Genomic DNA, 24,311 nt, shown 5'->3' with positions numbered 1-24,311 from the left:
CTTTTGCCACTTGGGCTGTGGAATTCTTGTAAAACGCGCAAAGCTACCACCCCCGGCACCTGTCTGCAACTCCCTATTGACTTTTTCGTGCGACTTACTGCATACCGGGCGCAAAGAGCTCGATGAGATCATCGAGGAAAGCGCGTCCCAAGGGGGTTGGACGAATCCTGTCCGAGTCGTCTTCGACCAGATCTTTACTAACCGCCTCTTCCATTGATGGAGCCAATCGCGCCCATCCAATCCCGGTTCGCTGGGCAAACAGCGCATGCGGAAACCCCTGAGTGAGACGAAAGGCATTGAGCGCAAATTCGAAGATACGATCCGCTTCCGAGAGTTCGCGCTCAGACGCAAGCATGGCGTCTGGCGTCGCATCCAAATAGCGTCGAGGGTCTGAGATCTTCGCGTTGCGTCGGATCGCGAGATCGTCGCTCGATCGCCGCGAAATCTTGCCATGGGCGCCGGCCCCGATCCCCAGATAGTCGCCGAACTCCCAATAGTTCAGGTTGTGGCGGCAGCGTTTTCCCGGCTGGGCATAGGCGGAGACCTCGTAGCGTCCGAACCCTGCCGTTTCGAGACGCTCGGCTCCCTGCTCCGCCATGTCGGCCGCAAGATCCGGATCCGGTAGTGGCGGTGGGTCCGCATGGAATCCCGTATGGGGCTCAAGGGTCAGCTGGTAGTAGGAGATGTGATCGGGACCCAGGTCGATCAGGGCCTCCAGGTCGGCTGCGGCCTCGGCGAGCCCCTGATCTGGCAGGGCGAACATCATATCCAGATTGAGGTTGCGAAAGCCCGCTCGGCGTGCCACGGCAACCGTGTCCCTGGCCTGTCGTGGATCGTGGATGCGTCCGAGTCGGTTCAACTGAACGGCAGACAGACTCTGGACACCGATGGACAGTCGGTTGACGCCCGCCTCGCCGTAGCGGGCGAAATGGGCGGCATCCGTAGTGCCAGGATTCGCCTCCAGTGTGATCTCGACCGCTTCGTCCAATGCGATTCGCGCTCGAACCCCCTCCAGCAGACGCTGAACCAGTTGCCCCGGCAACAGGCTTGGCGTTCCCCCACCGATGAAGATGGACGCCAGACGACGTGAATCGGACAAGCCTTCGAGTTCCCAATCGAGATCGGCGAGCAGCCGATCCACATAGAGTTCGAAGGGGGGATTGCGGCCCGCCGCATGCGAATTGAAGTCGCAGTAGGGACATTTGCGCAGACACCAGGGGATATGGACATAGAGCGCGAGCGGCGGAAGCTCCCGAATCAGGCCTGAATCCGAAATGGTCACAGAAGACCGTTCCTCATGCTGCGGGTCGCATCGTCGATCGCAGCCCACTCCAGCGATTGGATCTGGAACTTGCGATAGGAGGCATGCACCCGCGCGGCAAGCTCGTCCTTGGCGACGCGTTCCTCCAAGACCTTCGCGGACAGCGCGCGAAGCCTGTCGATGACGGCGTCCGGGAAACGTCTCACCTCGACCCCGAACCGGCTCACCAGCGTCTGTAGCGCAACCGGATTCCGAGCACTGTACTCGGCCAGCATATCCTGATTCGCTGCCTTGCAGGCATGCACGACGATCGCCTGGAGATCGGGCGACAGCGCCTCGTAACTGCGTCGGTTGATAATGGCCTCCATGACGGTGGCCGGCTCCTGCCAACTCGGGTAGTAATAATATTTGGCAGCCTTGTAGAGCCCAAAGGCCAGATCATTGTAGGGACCAACCCATTCTGCGGCATCGAGCGAACCGTCCTGCAGGGCACCGAGCAACGCCTCGCCGGGAAGATCGACGGGGCGTCCGCCAGCGCGGGCCAATACCTCGGCGCCCAACCCAGGGATACGCATCTTCAACCCGTCGAGATCGGCGACCGTTCGGATCTCCTTGTTGAACCATCCGCCCATCTGGACGCCCGTATTGCCGACCGGCATTGGAATGAGGCCGAATGGGTCGTAGACCTCCGTCCAGAGATCTAGGCCGCCGCCATGGTAGAGCCAGCCATTGGCCTGAGAGGCCGACATCCCGAATGGAATGCTGGAGAAGAAGGGAATCGCGGGGCTCCTGTCCTTCCAGTAGATGGCGGACCCATGCCCCATGTCCGCCGCGCCCTTGGATACCGCCTCGAACACGCCATAGGTCGGCACCAGATCGCCCGCCCCATGGACACGGATCGCGATCCGTCCGCCACTCATCGCGACGATGCTCTCGGCCAGCCGATTGGCCCCCGTACCGAGGCCGGGGAAATTCGTCGGCCAGGTGGTGACCATCGTCCAATTGAACTGCGGCTTGCCGAGGGACGCGCCCACGCTGGTTGCCGCAGCTCCCAGGGTCAGGGAACCGGCCCCCATTCCTCGGATGAAATCACGGCGTCGCATCTCGCGTCCCCAGACACCGCGATCCGAGCGTCCACGCACTGGGATCGCTCAAATCGCATCGATCAACGCTGTTGCCGCAGGCTTTCCTTCAGCAACTCGCCGAAGCTGCCGAGCGTCTTTTCGGGCGCCGGCTCCTGAGTCTTGCGGACCGACGCAGCGATAGACTCCTGCACCTCGCCCGGCTCTCGATTTTCATCGAGGCTCAGGCTGATACGGTGACGTTCGAGGTCGACGCCGAGAACCGTGGCCAACACCTCGTCGCCCGGATTGAGCACCTCGCTCGGATGATTGACGCGACGTCCGGCGCCCAGCTCGCTGATATGGACCAGTCCGTCGATACCGGGTGCCAGCTCGACGAAGGCACCAAAGGTCTGCAAACGCGAGACCTTGCCCTTGACCCGAGTTCCGACCGGGAATGAATCCACCGCGTCGAGCCAAGGATCTCGGCTCAAGGCGCGAATGGAGAGCGCGATCTTTTCGCGCTTCTTGGCATCGGTCGCCGGTTCGATCCGCAGCACGCTGACCTCGACCGTCTGGCCAACCTGCAAGATCTCCTTGGGGTGTCTGACGTGACCGAAGGCCAGCTCGCTGATATGGATCATACCTTCCAGACCGCCGAGATCGACGAAGGCGCCATAGTCTTTCAGCGAGGTGATCACCCCGGACATGACGACCCCTTCCTTGAGCTGGGCGCGTGTCTGCTCGGCCAGGATCTGCTGCTGTTCCTCAAGCAACGCGCGACGCGAGACGACCAGATTGGGCCGGCGTCCGCCCTCGAATTTGGTGACCTTGAAGTCCAGCTTCTGGCCGACGAATTCGCTCAAATCCTCGATGAAGCGCAGATCCGCCTGAGAGGCGGGGCAGAAGGCCCGCACCCCGGCGATGAGAACCTCCAGCCCACCCTTGACGGCCGCGCTGACGTTCCCTTGCACGGGCAATCCCTGACGAAACGCCTGCTCGACCTCATGAATGCCGTGGAACTTGTGTCCGTGCTGATTGCCGAGCAGCAGCATGCCGCTCTCCTCATCCTTGCCGGTCACCAGGGTCTCGATCTCGTCGCCGACCCCATACTTGAGTTCGCCCTCGGCATCCTTGAGCTCAGAGAGGTCGATCCGACCTTCCGATTTGGCGCCGAGGTTCACGAAGGCATAGTCCTCGCCGATCGCGATCAACGCGCCACGCACCTTGTCGCCCGGAGCCGGTTCGGCCTGCTGTGAGCCTGGATGGGTTTGGTCGAATTCTTTCAGTAAATCTTCGAAATTTTCAGGGTTGGACATGATTTAGGCGAACGCCGCAGGGTTGTTGATCGAAAAAATCCTCGATCGATTCGCCCACGAACAGGGCCGCGCATCGATCGGGATCCAATGAAGTGTCGGGCGGAATCCTGCACCGCCTTCAGTAAAACGCGTTCATCAAACGCTGGCGGACTCCAATCGAGCATAGGCGAGCACCAGCCACTTGGCTCCGGCATTCTGAAAATTGACCTGGATCCGAGCATTGGTCCCGCTGCCCTCGCTGTTGAGGACCACGCCCTCGCCGAACTTGGGATGACGGACGCGCTGACCGAGCTGGAAGCCACCCGCTGCGGCTGCGCCGGGCTGACCGGCCAGCTTGGCGGCAGGTGCCGGATTGCGTCGAGCCACGCCAGCGGCACGGACCTCCTCCAGCAGATTGGCGGGCAACTCGCGCAGGAAACGCGAGGGAGCCGGGTAGTCCTCGCGCCCATAGAGACGACGGCTCTCGGCATGGGTGACGAAGAGTTGCCGCATGGCACGAGTCATGCCGACGTAGCAGAGACGCCGCTCCTCTTCGAGCCGCTCGGGATCCTCCGCCGACAGACTGTGCGGAAAGAGGCCCTCTTCGAGCCCGACCAGAAAGACGACGGGAAACTCCAATCCCTTGGCGCTATGCAGCGTCATGAGCTGGACGCTGTCCTCGTTCGCGTCGGCCTGTGTCTCGCCCGCTTCCAGGGCGGCATGGGCGAGGAAGGCACCCAGCGGATCGCCTTCCTCCTGATCCAGGTCCTGCTCGAATCGGCCGACCGTATCGACCAGCTGTTCCAGGTTCTCGACCCGGTCCTGGCCCTTGCCGTCCTTGTTCTTGAGATAGAACTCTCGAAGCCCGGTCGCCTCGATCAGGGTATTGGCGGTTGCGGCCAGATCCATGTCCTCGCTGGCCTGACGCTGCCCCTGGATCAGATCGATGAACTGGCGCAAGGCGCCGCTCGCGCGCGGCCCGAGTCCGCCCGCACGAATCAGATCCTGGGCCGACTTCCACAGCGAGACGTGCGATTCGCGCGACTGCTGGCGGACGATCTCCAGCGTGCGTTCGCCGATGCCACGGGTCGGGGTATTCACCACCCGCTCGAAGGCCACGTCGTCGTTGGGATTGGCGACGAGCCGCAGATAGGCCAAGGCATCACGGATCTCGGCGCGTTCGAAGAAGCGCAGCCCGCCATAGACCCGATAGGGGATGCCGGCCTGCATCAGCGATTCCTCGAAGAGTCGCGACTGGGCCGTCGTGCGGTAGAGGATCGCGCACGCATCGCGCCGTATGCCCTCGCTCTGCACGAAGCGTCGGATCCGCTCGACGACGAACCGAGCCTCGTCCACCTCGTTGAAGGCGGTATAGCGACGGATCGGCTCGCCCTTTAAGCCGTCGGTCCAGAGATTCTTACCCAAGCGGTTCGGATTGTTCGCGATCAGCGCATTGGCTGCGGCGAGAATGTTCCCGGTCGAGCGGTAATTCTGTTCCAGACGCACCGTCTGCGTAGTGGGATAGTCCTTCTGGAAGGATTGGATGTTCTCCACCCGTGCGCCGCGCCAGCCGTAGATGGACTGGTCGTCGTCGCCCACGGCGAAGAGATTGTCGTTGTCCCCCGAGAGCAATCGGAGCCAGGCGTACTGGATCGCGTTGGTGTCCTGGAACTCGTCGACGAGGATGTGACGAAAACGCTGCTGATAGTGATGCCGGATATCCGGCCGATCGCGCAGCAGTTCGAGCGAGGTCAGCAGCAGGTCGGCGAAATCCAAGAGGCCAGCCTGGATCCGTGCGGTTTCGTATTGGCGATAGACCTCGACCATCTTCTCCATGAAGAAGTCACCGGCCGGATCCAGGTGGGCCGGTCTCAGACCCTCGTCCTTCTGCTTATTGATGAAGCCCTGAACCTGGCGTGGCGGCCAGCGCGACTCGTCGAGCTGCATCGCCTTCAGGATGCGCTTGATCGATCTGAACTGATCGTCCGAATCCATGATCTGGAAATGCTGCGGCAACTTGGCGTCTTGCCAGTGCGCGCGCAGGAAGCGATGTGTCAGGCCATGAAAGGTCCCCACCCACATGCCCCCAACCGGGGTGCCGAGCATCTCTTCAATCCGACCGCGCATCTCGCGCGCCGCCTTATTGGTGAAGGTCACCGCCAGCACGCTCCATTGAGGTACCTGCTCGACCTGAAGCAACCAGGCGATGCGATGGACCAGGACCCGGGTCTTTCCCGAACCGGCACCGGCCAGGACCAGGAGATTGCCCGAACTGGCGGAAACCGCCTGGCGTTGGGGTTCGTTGAGTGAATCGAGGAGAGGAGAAACGTCCATCGGCGGATTCTAGCAATCTCTGCGGCGGAGCCCTAACCGATCTGCTTCCGTCGCCTGGAAATTTGGCTCGGTGAAACGGAGGTTGTAATGTGCTCAAAGGACCGGTTCTTATAATTAATTTAAGCCTTAAATTTGTAATAATAAGCCCTGTGGATAACTCGTAAATTCATTTTTTTACATCTCGAACATAGGGTTATGTGACATAAAATAACCACTAATCCTGTGGGTAAGCCGTGGATAGAATTAAGCGTGCAAGTTACCCACAAGATATCTACAGGCTTGATAACAGATTTGTAAACAACGCAATCAACGACCTAAGTCGTTGATTTTGAATAAGGCAGGATGTTCGTTCGGAAGAAGAGGGGAGGCGCTATGTCCCTTTCGGCCCGATCCGCGCCCGAAACAGCGGCCCCGTAGTAGAATGCGCGGCTCGACTCGACCATTCGGGTCTTTTCACTACACACATTTCGGGCACTGCTTCATGACGCAACTGACCAATGACACCTTTCTCCGCGCCTTGATGCGCGAACCAGTCGATTACACGCCGGTTTGGATGATGCGCCAGGCAGGCCGATATCTCCCCGAATACCGCGCGACCCGAGCCAAGGCCGGGAGCTTCATGGATCTGTGCAAGAATCCTGAGCTTGCCTGTGAGGTCACTCTGCAACCGCTTGAGCGCTATCCGCTGGATGCCGCCATCCTGTTCTCGGACATCCTCACGGTGCCCGACGCCATGGGTCTGGGTCTCTACTTCGCGGAAGGCGAAGGTCCGCACTTCGAGCGTCCTGTACGCACGCAGGCGGATGTGGAACGGATCGTCGTGCCCGATCCGGAAGGCGAGTTGAAATATGTCATGGATGCGGTCTCGACCATTCGCCGCGAGCTGAACGGTCGGGTGCCTCTCATCGGGTTCTCGGGTAGCCCTTGGACTCTGGCCACCTACATGGTGGAAGGTGGAGGTTCCAAGAACTTCTCAAAAATCAAGGGCATGATGTTTGATCGCCCGGATTTGCTGCATGCCTTGCTTGCCAAGACGGCGGATGCGGTGACCGCATATCTCAACGCTCAGGTCGCCCGGGGCGCGCAGGCTACCATGATCTTCGATACTTGGGGTGGCTCATTGGCGCCGGCCCACTATCGTGAGTTCTCGCTGGCCTACATGCAGCGTATCGTCGAGGGCCTGACCCGCGAGGCGGAGGGACGCAAGGTTCCGGTGATTCTCTTCACCAAGAACGGTGGTCAGTGGCTGGGCGATATGTCCAAGACAGGCTGTGACGCGCTCGGTCTCGACTGGACGACCGATCTCGCTGACGCCCGTCGCATGGTGGAGGATCGGGTGGCGCTGCAGGGCAATATGGATCCCTGCACGCTGTACGCCTCACCCGAGCGCGTCCGGGAGGAGGTCGCGCGCGTGCTGGCGAGCTACGGAAAGGGCCCCGGCCATGTCTTCAACCTCGGGCATGGCATCACCCCCGACGTGGATCCGGAGATTCCGGCTGCGATGGTTGCGGCCGTCCATGAGTTGAGCCGGCCCTATCACGCTTGATCTGGATCGGAAAGGCGGCAGTCTCCTCGTTGGGAGTCACGCCGCCAGGAACGAAAAAAGGGGTCCTTGCGACCCCTTTTTTCGTTCCTGTATTGGTCGGTCTCGAACGGATCAGACCGCCGTGGCCGCCTGGGCTCTGTCGATCGTGCTCGCGGCGATCCGGGTTTCAGTGCCACGGGTGTCTTCGAGCCCCATCAGCATTTCGCGCTCGAAGGCGGCCTCGTCGATGTGCGCACCAAGATAGCGGGCGATGGCGCGCATATCCGCCTCTCCGCTGCCGAGACAGCTGGTGCCGCCGGGGGAGGGGGTCATGTTGAAGATGATGCCCGCTCCATCGGTGATCTTGGCCTCGCCCATGCGCAGCTTCTTGGCCTCCTTGTCGATCAGCTGTGGACGGATGCCCCCGAATCCCTCGGCGTAACTGATATCCGACACCGAGATCGAGGGGACGATCTTGCGGATCTCCTTCACGAACAGATGGCGGTTGAGCTTGGGGACCTCGTAGAGAAAGTTGCGCAGGATGTAACGGCGGATGTCGGGAACCTTGATCTGATCCCAGAGCACGGCCGCGACCCGTCGATCGAAGCGCAGCACCTTGAAGAATTCGGCGATCGATGAGCGGTCGTAGCGTTCGAGCATGGGCAGCATGAGCGCGGTGGGTCCGAAGCGGGTCTTGCCGCGCTCCTTGACGTCGTGATCGCCATGTACCGCAGCGAAGGGCAGGTTGGGGTTCTGTACCGTATAGACCTTGCCGTTCAGGGCCTCCGGGGCGAAATAGAAGGACCCGGCGACCGGCAGGCAGGAATAGTTCAAACCCAGGCCCATCGCCTGGGCCATCAGCAACGAATGTCCGCCTGCACAGACGACCACGGCGCGCGCCTGTAGCAGACCTCGATTGGTCGAGAGAACGTAGAGGTCGTTCTCCTTGCGAATCCAGTCGACCTTGGTCGAGAAGAGCTGGCTGATCTGCTTGCCGTTGGTGCGATCCATACGCGTACAGGCCTGCGAGAACGACTGTGCCAGGGCCTGAAAATCGACCGCGCAATAGTCGTTCGGGGTTCCTGTCGCAACGATCTCCTCATTGCGCCAGTTCCCGTTCGTCAGGGCCACATTGGGTTCCAGCTCGGCGATCTGCTCGCGTTCGAGCAGCTGCATGCGCGGAAAGAGGTCCTTGAAGGTCTCGTAGCGTTGGCGAATGAGCTGACATTCGTCGCGACCGACGCCGAGCAGCATCTTGGGCATCGCGTGAACGATGCCATCGCGCTCGCTGGGCGCCAATTTGGTCGCGTAGTTGATCACCATGTAGGCGGTGCGTTTGACCGCCCTGGCCTTTTCCAGGGTGTAGTTGGTCTCGATGTCGCCACAGTGGATGGTCTGGCTGTTGCTGTGGGCGTGTGAATTGACCTTGGCGACACTGTCGTACTTCTCGACCAGACAGAGTCGGTTGAGGTCGGTGAACTTGGCCAATTCGTAGAGCAGGGCCGTGCCGGTGACACCGGCACCGACGATGAGGACATCGTAGTGAGTCGAAGCGGGCATCTTTCTGTCTCCTTAGAACGGCCTAATGCCGATCGCAGCAGTGCTTGTGCGGCGCAACAATGCATCACACTAGCCCATATGGAGCATAGAGAGAATGCGGGGATACGGATTTAATAGATTGATTTAGTCAATTATTCAGGCATTGAAATCGCTTCACGCCTGATGCCTGGCGGGCGCAGCCGGGGTGGACGGAGACCTCGGTGCGGCGATTGCCGTGAAATATGTATGGTCGCTGGCAGCCGAACATGGGTGTTACGCGATCCGAAGCCGGTCCAGCCGCAGTCGTTCGCGTCGATCGAACAGACGTTTGGAACCGAGCCAGACCGCCGCGACCGAACCGAGTCCGGTCCCGCCCGACAGCAAGAACATAATCAGCAACTGATACTTGGCCGCCTCCAACGGAGGGCTGCCGGCCAGGATCTGGCCGGTCATCATGCCGGGGAGGCTGACCAATCCGGCGGTTCCCATTGCATTGACGATGGGGATGAGGCCCGAGCGTAGCGCGTCGCGGCGGATATCCTCGATCGCCCGCTCCCAGCTCCCCCCGGCCAGCAGTCTGGCCTCGATCTGTCCGCGAGCCTCCCAGGCCTGGCGTGTGAGGCTGTCGAGCGCGATCGCCACCCCATTCATGGTATTGCCCAGCATCATGCCGAGGAGTGGAATCAGATACTGAGGTTCGAACCAGGGATCGACCCGGATGACGACCGTGAGGGCCAGAAAGATGACGGTGAAGGAGGAGAGGAACATCGAGAAGGCGCCGATTCCATAGCTCCAGATCCCGCGATAGCGTCGTTTCTGACGCTGCATCACCTCGAAGCCCGCTGCCGACAGCATCACCATGGACATGAGACCAATGAGTGCCAGATGGGTCTGGCTGAAGAGAATCTTCAGTACCAGTCCGACGAGCATGAGCTGAATCGTACTGCGCGCGGCGGCGATCAGGATGCGCCGCTCGACTCCCAGGCGCAGCCACCAGGACATGCCGGCCAGCAGCAGCACCAGTGCCGCCGCGAGCGCCAAGTCCCAGGGCGTCAGATGGATCATGGTCATGACTCGGGCTCCAGACGTCCGTCGCGAATCATGAAGGAGCGGCCGCCGAGCCGTTGGCGCTGTTCCGGGTCATGACTGACCCAGAGCACGCTGGCGGCATCGGTCTCTCGATACCGAGCGATCAGCGACTCGACGCGGTCGCGATTGGTCGGATCCAGGTTGGCGGTTGCCTCGTCGAGCAGCAGGGCTTCGGGGCGTTGCGCCAGAAGACGGACGAGCGCGAGCCGCTGGCGCTCGCCGGTCGAGAGTCGGGAGATCGACCAGCCGAGCACTCCTGCCTCGAAACCGAGCCGCTCCAGAAAGTCGGTGATCCCACGCGCGTCCTCGGGCAGATGCTCGCCGACGGTCTCGGCCCACCAGAAGGACTCGGCCGGCAGCAGCCCGACACGGCGTCGCCAGAGCGGGGCCGGCATGGACGAGCGCGCCTCATCGCCCAGCCAGACCTCGCCCTCGTTCGGATCCAGGTCGGCGATGGCGCGCAGCAACAGGCTCTTGCCCGAGCCCGAGGGACCGGAGAGAAAGACCTGCTCGCCTTGAATCAGCGTCAGATCGACGGGGGACAGAACGCGATGGCGGATCCCGTCGATGCGCAGGGCGGTCATCAGAGCCGTCGATAGACGAGGTCGTGGACGGGGTGGCCGAGCCGCTCGCCGCGTTGCTCGAATTTGGTCAGCGGACGCGACTCGGGGCGGGGCGCGTAGCGTCCGGGACCGGCGCTATTGACGAAGGTCTCCCGCGCCGATTCCAGGATCTCCAGCATCTGCTCGGCATAGGGCTCCCAGTCGGTCGCGGCATGGAAGATGCCCCCTGGACGGATGCGTCTGGACAGAAGCTCGACCAGTTCGGGCGAGAGGATGCGCCGCTTGTGGTGCTTGCGCTTGGGCCAGGGATCGGGGAAGAACAGCTGGACCGCGTCCAGGCTGGACTCCGGGATCGAGTGGGTCAGCACCTCGACGGCGTCGTGGCGCATGACGCGCAGGTTGGTCAGTCCGAGCCGCTCGATTTCGAGCAGCAGATGACCGACGCCCGGTCGATGGACCTCGATGCCGAGCCAGTTGCGCTCGGGATCCTGCTCGGCCATCTGGGCCAGCGACTCGCCGTTGCCGAAGCCGATCTCCAGTACGACGGGGCGTGCGTTACCGAACAGGTCGGCGAAATCGAGTCGTTGATCCGCTCGCCAGTCCAGGCCGAAGCGCGGCCAGAGTTCCGCGAAGGCGCGCTCCTGGGCGCTGGTGAGGCGCCCCTCGCGCAGTACGAAGCTGCGGATGGCGCGCAGACGCGAGGGGCTGTGTGGTGGTTGAGAGGGATTCACGGTCGGTTCATCGGACTGCATGGATGACGGGGACGATGCGAGGTGCGATCATCGGAAGAACAGCCCCTCGATCGGCGAGGAGGCCGAGGCGAAGCGCTTGGCCGGCATGCGTCCGGCGAGGAATGCCTCGCGCCCGGCTTCGATCCCCTTGCGCATGGCGCTGGCCATCAGCACGGGATTTTTGGCCGCCGCAATGGCCGTGTTCATGAGCACGCCGTCGCAGCCCAGCTCCATCGCCTCGGCGGCGTCGGACGCCGTGCCCACGCCGGCGTCGACCAGCACCGGGACCTTGGCGTTCTCGACGATGGTCAGGATGTTGAGCGGATTGCGAATGCCGAGGCCCGAGCCGATCGGCGCGGCCAGGGGCATCACGGCGACACAGCCCATGGACTCCAGCTCGCGCGCCACGATGGGATCGTCGTTGGTGTAGACCATGACGTCGAAGCCGTCCTTGACCAGCTCCTCCGCCGCCTTGAGCGTGGCCATGATGTCCGGGAACAGCGTCTTCTCGTCGCCCAGGACCTCCAGCTTGACCAGCTTATGGCCGTCGAGCAGCTCGCGCGCCAGTTTGCAGGTGCGCACGGCGGTTTCGGCGTCGTAGCAGCCGGCCGTGTTGGGCAGAATGGTGTAGCGATCGGGCGAGAGCACGTCGAGGATGTTGGGTTCGCCCGGATTCTGGCCCAGGTTGGTGCGCCGCACGGCCACGGTGACGATCTCGGCCCCGCTGGCCTCGATGGCCCGGGACGTCTCGTCCATATCCTTGTATTTGCCCGTGCCGACCAGGAGACGCGAGCGGTATTCGCGGCCCGCGATCAGGAGCGGGTCGGTGATCTGGTTGTCTTGAGACATGGAGTTCCTGCGCTGGTGTTGACTGTGCAATGAGGGGGGATGAAGAGGACCGCAAGCATGGACCCTTCGGGAGAGATCAGCCTCCGCCGACCGCTTGGATGATCTCCACCTTGTCCTCGGGATTGAGCCGATGCTCGGCGAAGCGGCTGCGTGGGACCAATTCGGCGTTGACCTCCACCGCGAACCGCTGGCCGCCGAGCGCCAGTTGCTCCAGGAGGTCCGACATGAGGCTGCCCTCGGCGATCTCTCTCTGTTCTCCGTTGAGAAGGATGTTCATCTCGACTCCGGTCGTACTGCGAGTCGGGCCGCGTGGGCGGCCCGCGCTCAGAATGCGGATAGGGCGTCAGCGGACGTGGTTGGCATCCTGGCCCAACATCTCCGGCGTCACCAATGTGATGCCGCCTTCGCTGACATAAAAGCCCGCCTTGCGGTCGGCCTCTGGGTCCATGCCGATAACGGTGCCTTCCGGGACCTGGCAGTAGCGGTCTAGGACCGCATTGCGAATGGTGCAGTTCCGCCCGATGTCCACGTCCGGCAGGATGACCGAGTCGGCGACATAGGCATAGGAATTCACGCGAACGTTCGAGAACAGCAGCGAATGTCTGACCGTCGCGCCCGAGATGACGCAACCGCCCGAGACCATGGAATCCACCGCCATGCCGCGGCGATCCTCGTCATCGAAGACGAACTTGGCCGGAGGCAACTGTTCCTGGTAGGTCCAGATCGGCCAGTTCTTGTCGTAGAGGTTGAGCGGCGGGGTAATGCCGATCAGCTCGAGATTGGCCTCCCAGAAGGCGTCTAGGGTTCCCACGTCGCGCCAATAGGCCTGTTCGCCGCTCTTGGGATCGCGGAAGGTATGGGCCATCACGCGATAGAGCTTGATGACCGAAGGGATGATGTCCTTACCAAAGTCGTGGCTCGAGGTGGACGTATCCGCGTCCTTGTACAGTTGTTCGAAGAGGAAGCCCTTGTTGAAGACATAGATGCCCATCGAGGCCAGGCAGCGATCCGACGAGCCGGGAATGGTTTCTGGATTCTCCGGTTTTTCGGCGAAGCGGCACACGCGACCCTCCTCGTCGACGGACATGACGCCGAACTCGCGTGCCCGATCCACGTCGACCTCCAGACAACCGACGGTCATGTCGGCCCCACTTTCGACGTGGTAGGCGATCATGGCGCCGTAGTCCATCTTGTAGATGTGGTCGCCAGCCAGCACGAGGATGTAGTCAGGATCGTGATCCCGGATAATATCCAGATTCTGAAAGACGGCATCGGCGGTACCGGCATACCAGGCCGTTTCGGCGACACGTTGCTGAGCCGGCCACAGCTCGACGAACTCGCCGAATTCGCCGCGCAGGAATCCCCACCCCTTCTGGATGTGCAGAATGAGCGAGTGGGCCTTGTACTGGGTCAGTACGCCAATGCGGCGGATGCCCGAATTGATGCAGTTGGAGAGAGGAAAATCGATGATCCTGAATTTACCGCCGAAGGGAACGGCTGGTTTGGAGCGCCAGGCGGTCAGGTGCTTCAATCGGGAGCCCCGACCCCCTGCCAGAATCAGCGCCAGTGTGTTTCGCGTCAGGCGACTGATGAATCTGGGGTTTGTATGGGGCATAAATCCTCCTGTCTAGTTGACGCTTCGGCAAATATGAGAGCGCCCGTATGGTACCATCAAGCGCATTTCAACCCTCCTAGATTCCAGCTTCGGAGTCCTGGAGCGGCTCGATCTCGATTCGAATCGGCGACGGTTTCCTGGCTACGCGTCGCGCCCTGGGCGTGAACGAACAGTCTAGGATTCATCATGCCCGTAAGGGTGCGTCGCCGCACCCCGTCCGCACCAGGACTGGTCTCCAGGGCTATTCCTGGGCGACCCGATTTCCTGATACCAGAGGAACACGAACGACATGGCAACCGCACATGGCTCCTCACCCAAGCTTCCCGAATCTCTGCTGCGCATCGTCGAGGCGCGCCACCATGACCCCTTCGAAGTGTTGGGGCGACACGAGGACGGTGGCCGGGCGATCGTGCGGGCCTTTCTGCCTCTCGCCGAACGGGTAACCCTGGTCGAACCTGCGGCTCCCATGAAGCGAATCGACGGGACCGACCTCTTCGTCTGGGAGGGCGCGGCCGATCAGATTCCAGACCGTTATCAGGTCGAATGGGAGGATAAGAGCGGGATCTCGCATCGCGCATACGATCCCTACTGTTTTCCGCTACAGCTCTCGGATTTCGATCTGCATCTGTTCGGCGAGGGCCGCCACTGGCATGCCTATCGTCTGCTCGGATCGCACGCGACCGAGGTCGAGGGCATTCCAGGTATCCAGTTCGCGGTCTGGGCGCCCAACGCCGAGCGCGTCAGCGTGGTCGGCGACTTCAACGCCTGGGACGGACGCGCCCATCCCATGCGCGTGCGTGGCGGTCATGGCGTCTGGGAGCTCTTCATCCCAGGGCTGGAGCGCGGCGGATTCTACAAATACGAGATCCGCGATCAACACACCAACATCCACGTCAAGATCGACCCCTATGCCCAGGCGTTTCAGGTGCGTCCCCAGACCGCCAGCCTGATCTCGCCCGAGAGCCAGTTCCGTTGGACGGACGAGGAATGGATGCGGCTAAGATCCACGGTCGACTGGCAGCATCGACCCATGTCGGTCTACGAGGTGCATCTCGGCTCCTGGCGCCAGTCGTCCGACGGTCGTTTCCTCAACTACCGGACCCTCGCCAAGGAGATCGGCGACTACGTCACCAAGATGGGCTTCACCCATATCGAGCTGCTGCCCATCACCGAGCATCCGCTCGACGCCTCCTGGGGCTATCAGTGCACCGGTTATTTCGCCCCGACCGCCCGCTTCGGTTCACCCGACGACTTCCGCTTCTTCGTCGATTATTTCCATCATCTGGGTATCGGCGTGCTTCTGGATTGGGTGCCCGCGCACTTTCCCAAGGATATCTACGCCCTGGCCCGGTTCGACGGCACTGCGCTCTACGAGCATGCCGATCCGCGTCTCGGCGAGCACAAGGACTGGGGGACGCTCATCTTCAACTTCGGTCGCAACGAGGTGAAGAATTTCCTGCTCTCCAGCGCACTCTACTGGCTCGACGAGTTCCACATCGACGGGCTGCGGGTGGATGCGGTCGCCTCCATGCTCTATCTCGACTATTCGCGTAATCCGGGCGAGTGGATCCCCAACAAATACGGCGGTAACGAAAACCTGGAGGCCGTGGACTTCATCCGCGAGCTGAACAGCGTCACCCACGAGCAGCATCCTGGCAGCCTCATGGTCGCCGAGGAATCGACCGCCTGGCCGGCGGTGTCGCGTCCGACCTATCTCGGCGGTCTCGGCTTCAGCATGAAATGGAACATGGGCTGGATGCACGACACCCTGTCCTATATGCAGAAGGATCCCATCTACCGCCACTTCCACCACGACCTGCTGACCTTCGGGCTGCTCTACGCCTTCACCGAGAACTTCGTCCTGCCCTTCTCGCACGACGAGGTGGTGCACGGCAAGAAATCCATGATCGACAAGATGCCGGGCGACGCCTGGCAAAAGTTCGCCACCCTGCGACTGCTCTATACCTTCATGTTCAGCTATCCCGGCAAGAAGCTGCTCTTTCAGGGGTGCGAGTTCGCTCAGGGCCGGGAATGGAAGTTCGACGAATCGCTCGACTGGGATCTCTTGGAGCGGTCGCCGCATCAGGGCATGCAGCGCCTGGTGGCCGATCTCAACCGGCTCTATTGCGAGCAGGTGCCGCTGCACGACGTGGATTTCGATGCCTCGGGGTTCGAATGGATCGATTGCCACGACAGCTCCCAGTCCGTGCTCAGCTACATTCGCAAGTCCCAGTCCGGGAAAGAGATCGTCGCGGCGGCGTTCAATTTCACACCGGTTCCTCGGAACGACTATCGTATCGGCGTTCCCGAGGCGGGTTTCTACCGCGAGGCCATCAACTCGGACGCCGAGATCTATGGTGGCAGCAATGTCGGCAATCAGGGCGGTGTCGAATCCGAGCCCGTGAGCTGGATGGGGCGGCCGCATTCGCTGATGATCTCGCTCCCGCCGCTCGCCGGCATCATCCTGGTCCACGAACCCTCGGAGACCGAGACGGACGAGATCCCGTCCGAGGATGCCGCCGAAGCCGCAGATACCCCAGCGGAGCCGACCGATGTCGACGATTGAGACAGAACTGGCGTCCGAACTGGACGTGGATCCGCTCGAACTCCAGCGGGTCCGGCTGAATCAGGAGACGGCGCGCATCCCCTGGTCCGAGCTTCAGCGCTTCTTTGCGCAGGGCTATGTGATCTGGGTGCATGACGATCTGGATCTGGTCGAGATGGCGTTGCGGTTCACCCTGGACGATGCCGCCGCCATCGACGCCGAGATGACGCGCGGCACGCTCTCCCGCGTCAGCGACGATCAGGCCAGAAACTGGTTCGAGTCTCAATCCAGCCTCTGGGCCGTGGTCGTCAAGCCTTGGATTTTGGTACAGGAAACGCGATGCACATCTGGGTCGACGCAGACGCCTGTCCAAGGATAATCAAGGACATCCTCTTCCGTGCAGTGGAGCGTGTCGGAATCGGCATGACGCTGGTCGCCAATCAGCCGATGAGCGTTCCGCCGTCGCGTCTGATCCGCGCCATTCAGGTCTCGGCCGGATTCGATGTTGCCGACAATGAGATCGTCCGCCGTCTGGAGGCGGGCGATCTGGTCATCACGGCGGACATCCCTCTGGCCGCCGAGGTCATCGCCAAGGGTGGACACGCCTTGAATCCGCGTGGACAGATCTATACCAGGGAGAACATTCGCGAGCGCCTGAATATGCGCGATTTCATGGAAACGTTACGCTCGACCGGAGTCGATACCGGTGGACCGGCGAGCCTCGGGCCGCGCGACAAGCAGGCCTTCGCCAATGCCCTGGACGCATTTCTCGCCAAACAGGGCGCTCATTGACCAATTGGAGCCCTGGACGCAAGCCATCGCTAGCCCTCGATAAAGGAGTCATCCAATGGCCGTACTCATACTGGGTTTGATCCTCTTCCTGGGGACGCACTCCATCTCCATCATAAAACCCGACCTCAGGGGCAACATCGTCGCCCGTTTCGGGGTCGTGCCCTGGCAGGCCGTCTACGCGATCCTGTCGCTGATCGGCTTCATGCTGATCCTCTCCGGTTTCGGCATGGCGGGCCAATCCCCCATCCTGGTCTACGATCCCGCGACCTGGATGCGTCATATCACCTTGCTGCTGATGTTGCCCGTCTTTCCATTGCTGTTCGCCGCCTATCTGCCCGGCCGTATCCAGACTGCGGTCAAGCACCCCATGCTGCTCGCGGTGAAGATCTGGGCCTTTGCCCATCTGTTGGCCAACGGCACCCTGGCCGACATCCTGCTGTTCGGCGCCTTCCTGGCCTGGGCCGTCGCCGATCGCATCTCACTCAAGCACCGGGTCGGTCCGCCGGTCCAGGGCGCGCCACCGAGTCCCCTAAACGACGCCATCGCCATCGTCGGCGGTCTACTGTTCTATCTGCTCTTCATGTTCTGGCTGCACAAGGCGCTGATCGGTGTCGCACCCATCGGCTGACCGGGTCATGCATCGAATCCGGGTTCAGAGCGCGCCCTTCGATAGCGCCGCCGAGCAGGCGGCGCTGGTCGGGGACAATGCCCGGATCGGTGCGCTGGTCAGCTTCGTTGGGCTTATGCGCGATCTCAACGCCGGACTCGGCGTCTCGCGCATGCGGCTCGAACACTATCCTGGGATGACCGAGAAGGCGCTCGCGGCCATCGCCGACGAGGCCGCCGAGCGCTGGGAGCTGGAGGGAATTTGCATCGTCCATCGTGTCGGAATCCTGGAGCCCAGGGATCCGATCGTCTTCGTCGGTGTTGTTAGTCAGCATCGCGGCGACGCCTTCCGCGCCTGCGAATTTCTGATCGACTACCTCAAGACCCGTGCGCCATTCTGGAAAAAAGAGGTCACCGACGCAGGTGAACGCTGGGTCGAGGCACGCTCGACCGATCAGGCTGCCGCCGAGCGTTGGTGAGCCGACTCTGATCGTTGCGGATCTCGCACCAGCAGACTGTATTCAGTCCCTTCCCTCCGTCTCCTCGATGATTGCCGGCATCTTCGCCACCGACTGCACTCGTAGATGGAGCGCAGCCTTGGACAGCAGGTGCGCGCTGACCGGCGCCGTGATGAAGAGGAAGAAGGTGACCAGCAGCTCATGCAGGCTCAGGCCCTCTCCCCGAAGGCTGAAATGGATCATGGAGGCGATCAGCAGGCTGCCGACGCCCAGCGTGGTGGCCTTGGTTGGGCCGTGCAGCCGGCTGTAGAAGTCACGTAGCCGCACCAGTCCGAGCGAGCCGATGAAGGTGAAGAGCCCGCCGAGCAGGATGAGCACGGCGAGTAGGATGTCGAGCACGGAATCGGCCATTCGCTGCTATCCCCCTCTATTCGATGATGTCGCCGCGCAACAGGTATTTGCAGAACGCGACCGTTCCGACGAATCCCATCATGGCGATCAGCAGCGCCGCCTCGAAATAGAGCGCCGAGTTCAGATGGATGCCGACCAGCACCAGCAGGGCGATGGCATTCACATAGAGTGTGTCGAGCGCCAGGATGCGGTCCGGCTTGTCCGGTCCGAACAGCAGTCGCCAGAGCGTCAGTGCCAATGCGGCCGTCACCAGTCCGAAGGCGATGGAGATGGAAAGGTCGAGAAAGCTCGCGGGATTCAGCATGGTTCGAAGATCTCCAGCAGTGGCGTCTCATAACGCTGTTTGATGCTCTCGACCAGCGCCTCCGGGTTGCGCACGTTCAGTCCGTGCACGACCAGATTGCGCCGCTCCGGATCCAGCCAGGCCGAGACCGTCCCAGGCGTGAGCGAGATGGTGTTCGCCAGCAGGCTGATCCCGAGATCCGAGCGCAGGTCGAGCGGAACCACCACGAATCCGGGCGCGACCCGCCGCGATCCGCGCAGGATGAGCCAGGCGACGGTCAGGTTGGCCGTGAGAATGTCGTGGAGGAGCAGGACGATGAAGCGCAGCAGCGTCAGCGGCCGATGGATACGGATGCGGTCGGGCCAGAAGCGTAGGGTGAAGATGGGGATGGCCCAGCCAAGCAGCAGTCCGAGCAGCAGATTGCCAAGGTCGAAGCTGTTGGACAGCAAGATCCAGATGAGCGTCAGCGTGGGCGTCAGGATGGGGTGGGGCAGCAGTTTCAGCTTCATGAGAGCGTCCTTCCTGCGTCGGGGGCGAGAACCGCCTGGATGTAGTCACCTGGATGCAGCAGTTGCTCGGCGGTCTCGGTCACGAATCTCAGGATGGGATCGGCCCAGATCGTCAGGCTCAGGCAGAGCCCCATGAGTCCGAGGATCGGCGTGATTCTGGATGCCGTGCGGCGGGTCGAAGGCGCCGCCGAACCGGTACCCTCGGCGCGCAGAAAGAGCAGGCTGCCCGAGCGCGCGAGCGCGACGATGCCGAGCAGCGATGAGATCAGAATGATCGCCATCAGCCCAGGCCAAACGGGGGTCTCCAGTGTTGCGCGCAGCACCAGCAGTTTGCCGACGAAGCCGGACAGCGGAGGCAGGCCCGCCACCAGTAGTGCGGCGACGAAAAAGAGTCCGCCGATCAGTCCTGCTGCCGGGATCGCCGGTCCGGGCGTCAGACGATCCGCATGGCTGCCGCGTCCATTCGCGATCAGGTCGGCGAGCAGGAAGAACGCCGCCGTCGCGAAGGTGGTGTGGGCCAGATAATAGAGTCCGGCCGCCGTGGCGTCCGGGCTTCCCAGGGCCAGCGCGGTCAGCAGCAGACCAACCGAGACCAGCACCAGATAACCGATCTGGCGACGCAATCCGGTCGCCGCCAGCGTGCCCAGCGTGGCCAGGATCAGCGTCGTCAGCGCCAGGGGCAGCAGCCAGTCGGCATAGAGCCCGGCCACTGGACCGGCGTCGGTGCCGAATACCAGCGTACCGATTCGCAGCAGACAGTAGATGCCGACCTTGGTCATGATGGCGAACAGGGCCGCGACTGGTGCCGAGGTCGCCGCGTAGGTGGCCGGCAACCACAGATGCAGCGGGGCCACAGCCGCCTTGAGGGCGAAGACGCCGAGCAGCAGCAGCCCGCCAACGCGTACCAGCCCCAGATTTTCGGCCGGCGTCTCGGTCACCTTGACCGCCATGTCGGCCAGATTGAGGGTGCCCAGGGTTCCGTAGAGGGTGCCGGCGGCGAACAGGAAGAGCGTCGATCCGACCAGATTCAGCGCTACGAAATGCAGCCCGGCGCGGGTGCGTTCGGCCCCGCCTCTGTGCAGCAGCAGACCGTAGGAGGCCAGCAGCAGGACCTCGAAGAAGACGAAGAGGTTGAAGAGATCGCCGGTCAGAAAGGCGCCGTTGAGCCCGAAGAGCTGTAGCTGGAACAGCGGATGGAAATGGCGGCTACCGCGATCGGTTCCCTGGATTGCGTAGAGGAGTGCGAAGCTGGCCAGCGCCGAGGTGACGAGGAGCATCCAAGCCGCCAGCCGATCCCCGACCAGCACGATGCCATAGGGCGCGGGCCAGTTACCCAGTGCGTAGACCAGAATCTCGCCCGAATCGACCTGGATCAGCACCAGCATGGCGAGCGCCACCTGAGCCAGGGTGGCGGTCAGGTTCATGGCGCGCCGCACGTCGAGCGACAGCCAGCGGCGCGTAAGCAGCAGGAGCGTGCCCGCCAGGAGCGGCAGGACGAGAGGGAGGATGAGTAGATGGCTCAAGCGACGTTCTCCTCATCGCGGTGGCCGTCGACCTGATCCGTACCCAGTTCTGCATGGGCCTTGAGCGAGAGCATGATGACGAAGGCGGTCATGGCGAAACTGATGACGATCGCCGTCAGGACCAGCGCCTGCGGCAGCGGATCCGTATAACCGTTGGCGGTGTCCGCGATGATCGCCGGCCGGCCGATGGAAAGCCGCCCGGTGGCGAAGAGAAAGAGGTTCACCGCGTAGGACAGCAGGGTCAGCCCCATCACCAGGGGGAAGGTTCGGGCGCGCAGGGTCAGATAGACCCCGATGGTCGTAAGAACGCCGATGATGGCGCTCATCAGGACTTCCATGACGCGCTCTCCGTTATCGTGCCGACTGGGATGTGACTGACCCGGTGCATCATACCCAGATGCACGAGGATCAACAGGGTCGCGCCGACCACCACCAGATAGACCCCGAGGTCGAAGGCCATCGCCGAGGCCAGCTCGAAGTCGCCCAACAGCGGCCAGTGGATGTGCGTGAAGGTCGAGGTCAGGAAGGGGTATCCGAATGCCAGACTCGCCAGCCCGGTTCCGGTGGCGATGAGCAGACCGACGCCGATCAGGGGGTGCATGTTGGCCGAGAGACGTCGATGGGTCCATTCAACCCCATTGGTCAGATATTGCATGATGAGTGCCGCAGCCGTCACCAGCCCGGCGATGAAGCCGCCGCCGGGCTGGTTGTGTCCGCGCAGGAAGATGAAGACCGATACCAGCAGGGCCAGCGGCAACAGCAATCGGGCCAGAGCGGCCATGATGGTGGGATGTCTGTCCCAGTTCCATGGACGGCCCTGAGGATTGGACGTCGGTCCTGGCAGATGCAGTTTGTGGAGCATGGCGTAGATTCCCAATCCGGCCAGGGCGAGTACCGAGATCTCGCCCAGCGTATCGAAGCCTCGGAAGTCGACCAGGATGACGTTGACCACGTTGTGTCCGCCGCCTCCAGGCACGCTGTTGGTCAGGAAATAGTCCGAGATGGGCGTATAGGGGCGGGTCAGGATCGACCAGGCCAAGGTTCCGGCACCGCCACCGACCAGCAGGGCCAACGTCAGGTCGCGCAGACGCCGCCAAAGCGGCGATTCTGCCGGGCTGCGCGGTGGCAGGACATAGAGCGCCAGGAGCAGCAACACGATGGTGACCACCTCCACCGTGAGCTGGGTCAGGGCCAGGTCGGGGGCGGAGAATTTGACGAAGATGAGCGATACCAACAGACCCAGCGCCCCCATGACGATGAGCGCCGTGAGCCGCAGTCGGTGAAGCAGCAGGGTGGCCACGGCCACCATGGACAGGGCCAGGGCGATGAAGATGCTCACGCCGTCCGGCGTCAGTAGACCGCGTTCGCCGGTCAGCGGCGAGCCGCTTCCGATGGCCCCGGCCAGACCCAATCCGAGCGCCGAGACCAGGAACAGCATAATCAGACGCTGTAGGGATCCGGTGTCCAGCATACCGGTCGTCAGGCGGGCGAGGGCGAATAGACCGTCGAGCAGCCGGTCGAAGAGCATCCGTCCGCCAAACCGGCCCGACATCTGATCGGCCATTTCGAATAGCGGCTGGCGACCGGCGTAGACCACGATCCCGCCGAAGAGCGCGACGACGCTCATGACGACCGGCAGGCCGAATCCATGCCAGATCGCCAGGTCGTACTCGGGCGGCGGCGCTTGGAGCAGGCTGGTGACCGCGACCTTGAGCAAAGGGGCCACGGTCAGCGCAGGCAAGATGCCGACTACCAGACAGATGGCGACCAGGATTCCGACCGGCGCCTTCATCCAAAAGGGCGGTTCATGGGGTTTGCGCGGCAGATTGATCGGGTCGCCATTGAAGAAGACGTCATGGATGAAGCGCAGCGAATAGGCGACGGCCATGATGCCCGCGAAGGCCACCGCCACCGGAAGCAGCCAGCCCCAGGGATGCTCGGAGAAGAAATCGGCCGTCTCGGCGAAGAACATCTCCTTGGAGAGAAAGCCGTTGAACAGCGGCACGCCGGCCATCGCCGCCGCCGCCACCATCGCCAGACTGGCGGTATAGGGCATGTAGCGCCAGAGTCCGTTGATTCGCCGCATGTCGCGCGTGCCGCATTCGTGATCGATGATACCGGCCGCCATGAACAGCGATGCCTTGAAGGTCGCATGATTGATAACGTGGAAGATCCCGGCCACGGCCGCCAAGGGTGTCCCCAGTCCGAACAGCAGCGTGATGAGTCCCAGGTGGCTGATGGTCGAATAGGCCAGCAGTCCCTTGAGGTCGTGCTTGAAGAGCGCGATCCAGGCACCGACCAGCAGGGTCGTCAGCCCGGTTCCGATGACCAGCAGGTTCCATTCGAACGTGCCCGAGAGCACCGGGAAGAGCCTGGCCATCAGAAAGATTCCGGCCTTCACCAGCGTCGCCGAGTGCAGATAGGCCGATACCGGCGTCGGCGCCGACATGGCGTGCGGCAGCCAGAAGTGGAAGGGGAACTGCGCGGACTTGGTGAAGGCCCCGAGCAGGATCAGCACCAGCATGGGCGTGTAGAGCGGATCGGCGCGGACCTGATCGCCCGCCGCCAGGATCACGGACAGATCGTAACTGCCGACCATCTCGCCCAGCAGCAGGAAACCGCCCAGCATCGCCAGTCCGCCCAGCCCGGTCACGGCGAGGGCCATGCGTGCCCCGTTGCGGGCCTCTTCCTCGTGACGCCAATAGCTGATGAGCAGAAAGGACGAGAGACTCGTCAGCTCCCAGAAGACCAGCAGCAGGATGAGATTCTCCGCCAGCACCACGCCCAACATGGATCCCATGAAGAGCAGCAGATAGGCGTAGAAGCGCCCCATGCAGTCGGTCGCGGTGAGATAGTAACGGGCGTAGAGGATGACCAGCAGCCCGATGCCCAGCACCATCGAGGCGAAGACCAGGCCCAATCCATCCAGTCGAAAGGCCAGATCCAATCCCAGGTCAGGGATCCAGGACCAGCGTTGAATCACCGTTTCGCCAGAGAAGGCGATCGGTATCGACGGGGATAGGGTGCCAAGCGCGCCCAATGCCACCAGACCGGCCGTCCAAGCGGACCATAGCCGGCCGAAACGAGACATCCAGGCGGTCAAACCAGCGCCCATCAGAGGGATGAGCACGACGAACAACAGATTCATGCGCGAGGGTTCCGTGATGTGGGCTGCTTCCTGTCGTGCTTCCCAGGATACCATCGAATGCCGCACGTGCCGTTCGGACGCTCATCGGCGTTCTGCCCCGTCGCGCCTTGACCCCGGGCGAACTTGCGGCTAGCGTCCGGGCTGTCCGGCTCAGAGGTGGCTACCCTGAAG

23 protein-coding genes are annotated in these 24,311 nt (G+C 62.4%); 6 read left to right on the top strand and 17 right to left on the bottom strand.

Annotated features, from left to right (window positions below; all coding sequences use genetic code 11):
* Positions 1-94: 94 nt before the first annotated feature.
* The 4 genes from hemW to uvrD all read right to left on the bottom strand — a co-directional run bounded on the left by hemW (position 95) and on the right by uvrD (position 5,954).
* Positions 95-1,282 (bottom strand): radical SAM family heme chaperone HemW, encoded by a 1,188-nt coding sequence (gene hemW, locus ACFSJC_RS13105; protein WP_386027361.1) that lies wholly within the window; start codon positions 1,280-1,282, stop codon positions 95-97.
* On the bottom strand, positions 1,279-2,364 hold the full coding sequence (locus ACFSJC_RS13100; protein ID WP_386027360.1) for a TRAP transporter substrate-binding protein: 1,086 nt from the start codon (positions 2,362-2,364) through the stop codon (positions 1,279-1,281). The genes hemW and ACFSJC_RS13100 overlap by 4 nt, the downstream gene beginning before the upstream one ends.
* Before the next feature lie 62 nt (positions 2,365-2,426).
* Positions 2,427-3,641 carry a 30S ribosomal protein S1 gene (locus tag ACFSJC_RS13095; protein WP_386027359.1) on the bottom strand — a complete coding sequence of 405 codons (1,215 nt, stop codon included), beginning with the start codon at positions 3,639-3,641 and terminating at the stop codon, positions 2,427-2,429.
* 135 nt (positions 3,642-3,776) lie between these two features.
* Positions 3,777-5,954, bottom strand: coding sequence for a DNA helicase II (gene uvrD, locus ACFSJC_RS13090; protein ID WP_386027358.1), 2,178 nt, complete (start codon positions 5,952-5,954; stop codon positions 3,777-3,779).
* A 481-nt stretch (positions 5,955-6,435) separates the two neighbouring features.
* Between uvrD and hemE the strand changes: the two genes are divergently transcribed.
* Positions 6,436-7,500: a uroporphyrinogen decarboxylase gene (gene hemE, locus ACFSJC_RS13085; RefSeq protein WP_386027356.1), complete on the top strand. Its 1,065-nt coding sequence runs from the start codon at positions 6,436-6,438 to the stop codon at positions 7,498-7,500.
* Between the two features lie 111 nt (positions 7,501-7,611).
* Here hemE and ACFSJC_RS13080 read toward each other — a convergent pair whose 3' ends face one another.
* The 7 genes from ACFSJC_RS13080 to glgC form a co-directional block, all read right to left on the bottom strand.
* Positions 7,612-9,039, bottom strand: a complete 1,428-nt coding sequence (locus tag ACFSJC_RS13080; RefSeq protein WP_386027355.1) for an FAD-dependent oxidoreductase — start codon at positions 9,037-9,039, stop codon at positions 7,612-7,614.
* Positions 9,040-9,291: 252 nt separating this feature from the next.
* Positions 9,292-10,089: an ABC transporter permease gene (locus ACFSJC_RS13075; RefSeq protein WP_386027354.1), complete on the bottom strand. Its 798-nt coding sequence runs from the start codon at positions 10,087-10,089 to the stop codon at positions 9,292-9,294.
* Positions 10,086-10,691: an ABC transporter ATP-binding protein gene (locus ACFSJC_RS13070; protein WP_386027353.1), complete on the bottom strand. Its 606-nt coding sequence runs from the start codon at positions 10,689-10,691 to the stop codon at positions 10,086-10,088. Before ACFSJC_RS13070 ends, ACFSJC_RS13075 begins: the two co-directional genes overlap by 4 nt.
* A complete protein-coding gene (trmB, locus tag ACFSJC_RS13065) occupies positions 10,691-11,422 on the bottom strand; it encodes a tRNA (guanosine(46)-N7)-methyltransferase TrmB (protein WP_386027352.1) in 732 nt (243 codons plus the stop codon). Before trmB ends, ACFSJC_RS13070 begins: the two co-directional genes overlap by 1 nt.
* Positions 11,423-11,449: 27 nt before the next feature.
* Positions 11,450-12,250, bottom strand: coding sequence for a thiazole synthase (locus tag ACFSJC_RS13060; RefSeq protein ID WP_386027351.1), 801 nt, complete (start codon positions 12,248-12,250; stop codon positions 11,450-11,452).
* Positions 12,251-12,326: 76 nt separating this feature from the next.
* On the bottom strand, positions 12,327-12,527 hold the full coding sequence (gene thiS, locus ACFSJC_RS13055; protein ID WP_386027349.1) for a sulfur carrier protein ThiS: 201 nt from the start codon (positions 12,525-12,527) through the stop codon (positions 12,327-12,329).
* A 66-nt stretch (positions 12,528-12,593) separates the two neighbouring features.
* A complete protein-coding gene (gene glgC, locus ACFSJC_RS13050; protein ID WP_386027347.1) occupies positions 12,594-13,865 on the bottom strand; it encodes a glucose-1-phosphate adenylyltransferase in 1,272 nt (423 codons plus the stop codon).
* Between the two features lie 289 nt (positions 13,866-14,154).
* On the opposite strand from glgC, the gene glgB reads away from it, so the two are divergent.
* The 5 genes from glgB to moaE are packed head-to-tail and all read left to right on the top strand — an operon-like array spanning position 14,155 to position 18,287.
* A complete protein-coding gene (gene glgB, locus ACFSJC_RS13045) occupies positions 14,155-16,431 on the top strand; it encodes a 1,4-alpha-glucan branching protein GlgB (protein WP_386027346.1) in 2,277 nt (758 codons plus the stop codon).
* Positions 16,418-16,789 carry a DUF2288 domain-containing protein gene (locus ACFSJC_RS13040; RefSeq protein ID WP_386027345.1) on the top strand — a complete coding sequence of 124 codons (372 nt, stop codon included), beginning with the start codon at positions 16,418-16,420 and terminating at the stop codon, positions 16,787-16,789. The genes glgB and ACFSJC_RS13040 overlap by 14 nt, the downstream gene beginning before the upstream one ends.
* Entirely contained in the window at positions 16,750-17,202 is a 453-nt protein-coding gene (locus ACFSJC_RS13035; protein ID WP_386027344.1) for a YaiI/YqxD family protein, read from the top strand. Before ACFSJC_RS13040 ends, ACFSJC_RS13035 begins: the two co-directional genes overlap by 40 nt.
* A 55-nt stretch (positions 17,203-17,257) precedes the next feature.
* Positions 17,258-17,830: an NnrU family protein gene (locus ACFSJC_RS13030; protein ID WP_386027343.1), complete on the top strand. Its 573-nt coding sequence runs from the start codon at positions 17,258-17,260 to the stop codon at positions 17,828-17,830.
* Positions 17,831-17,837: 7 nt separating this feature from the next.
* A complete protein-coding gene (gene moaE, locus ACFSJC_RS13025; protein WP_386027342.1) occupies positions 17,838-18,287 on the top strand; it encodes a molybdopterin synthase catalytic subunit MoaE in 450 nt (149 codons plus the stop codon).
* 42 nt (positions 18,288-18,329) lie between these two features.
* Here moaE and ACFSJC_RS13020 read toward each other — a convergent pair whose 3' ends face one another.
* The 6 genes from ACFSJC_RS13020 to ACFSJC_RS12995 are packed head-to-tail and all read right to left on the bottom strand — an operon-like array spanning position 18,330 to position 24,140.
* Complete coding sequence (locus tag ACFSJC_RS13020; protein WP_386027341.1) at positions 18,330-18,677, bottom strand: Na+/H+ antiporter subunit G; 348 nt, start codon at positions 18,675-18,677, stop codon at positions 18,330-18,332.
* Positions 18,678-18,693: 16 nt separating this feature from the next.
* Positions 18,694-18,981: a K+/H+ antiporter subunit F gene (locus ACFSJC_RS13015; RefSeq protein WP_386027339.1), complete on the bottom strand. Its 288-nt coding sequence runs from the start codon at positions 18,979-18,981 to the stop codon at positions 18,694-18,696.
* Complete coding sequence (locus ACFSJC_RS13010; RefSeq protein WP_386027338.1) at positions 18,975-19,469, bottom strand: Na+/H+ antiporter subunit E; 495 nt, start codon at positions 19,467-19,469, stop codon at positions 18,975-18,977. Before ACFSJC_RS13010 ends, ACFSJC_RS13015 begins: the two co-directional genes overlap by 7 nt.
* Positions 19,466-20,992 carry a monovalent cation/H+ antiporter subunit D gene (locus ACFSJC_RS13005; protein ID WP_386027337.1) on the bottom strand — a complete coding sequence of 509 codons (1,527 nt, stop codon included), beginning with the start codon at positions 20,990-20,992 and terminating at the stop codon, positions 19,466-19,468. Before ACFSJC_RS13005 ends, ACFSJC_RS13010 begins: the two co-directional genes overlap by 4 nt.
* Positions 20,989-21,330, bottom strand: coding sequence for a Na+/H+ antiporter subunit C (locus ACFSJC_RS13000; RefSeq protein ID WP_386027335.1), 342 nt, complete (start codon positions 21,328-21,330; stop codon positions 20,989-20,991). The genes ACFSJC_RS13005 and ACFSJC_RS13000 overlap by 4 nt, the downstream gene beginning before the upstream one ends.
* A complete protein-coding gene (locus ACFSJC_RS12995) occupies positions 21,318-24,140 on the bottom strand; it encodes a monovalent cation/H+ antiporter subunit A (RefSeq protein WP_386027334.1) in 2,823 nt (940 codons plus the stop codon). The genes ACFSJC_RS13000 and ACFSJC_RS12995 overlap by 13 nt, the downstream gene beginning before the upstream one ends.
* Positions 24,141-24,311: the final 171 nt, after the last annotated feature.

Origin of the sequence: Thiorhodococcus fuscus, assembly GCF_042682685.1 — a bacterium.
In the GTDB taxonomy this organism is placed as follows: domain Bacteria; phylum Pseudomonadota; class Gammaproteobacteria; order Chromatiales; family Chromatiaceae; genus Imhoffiella; species Imhoffiella fuscus.
This window is presented reverse-complemented; position numbering and strand designations above follow the sequence as displayed.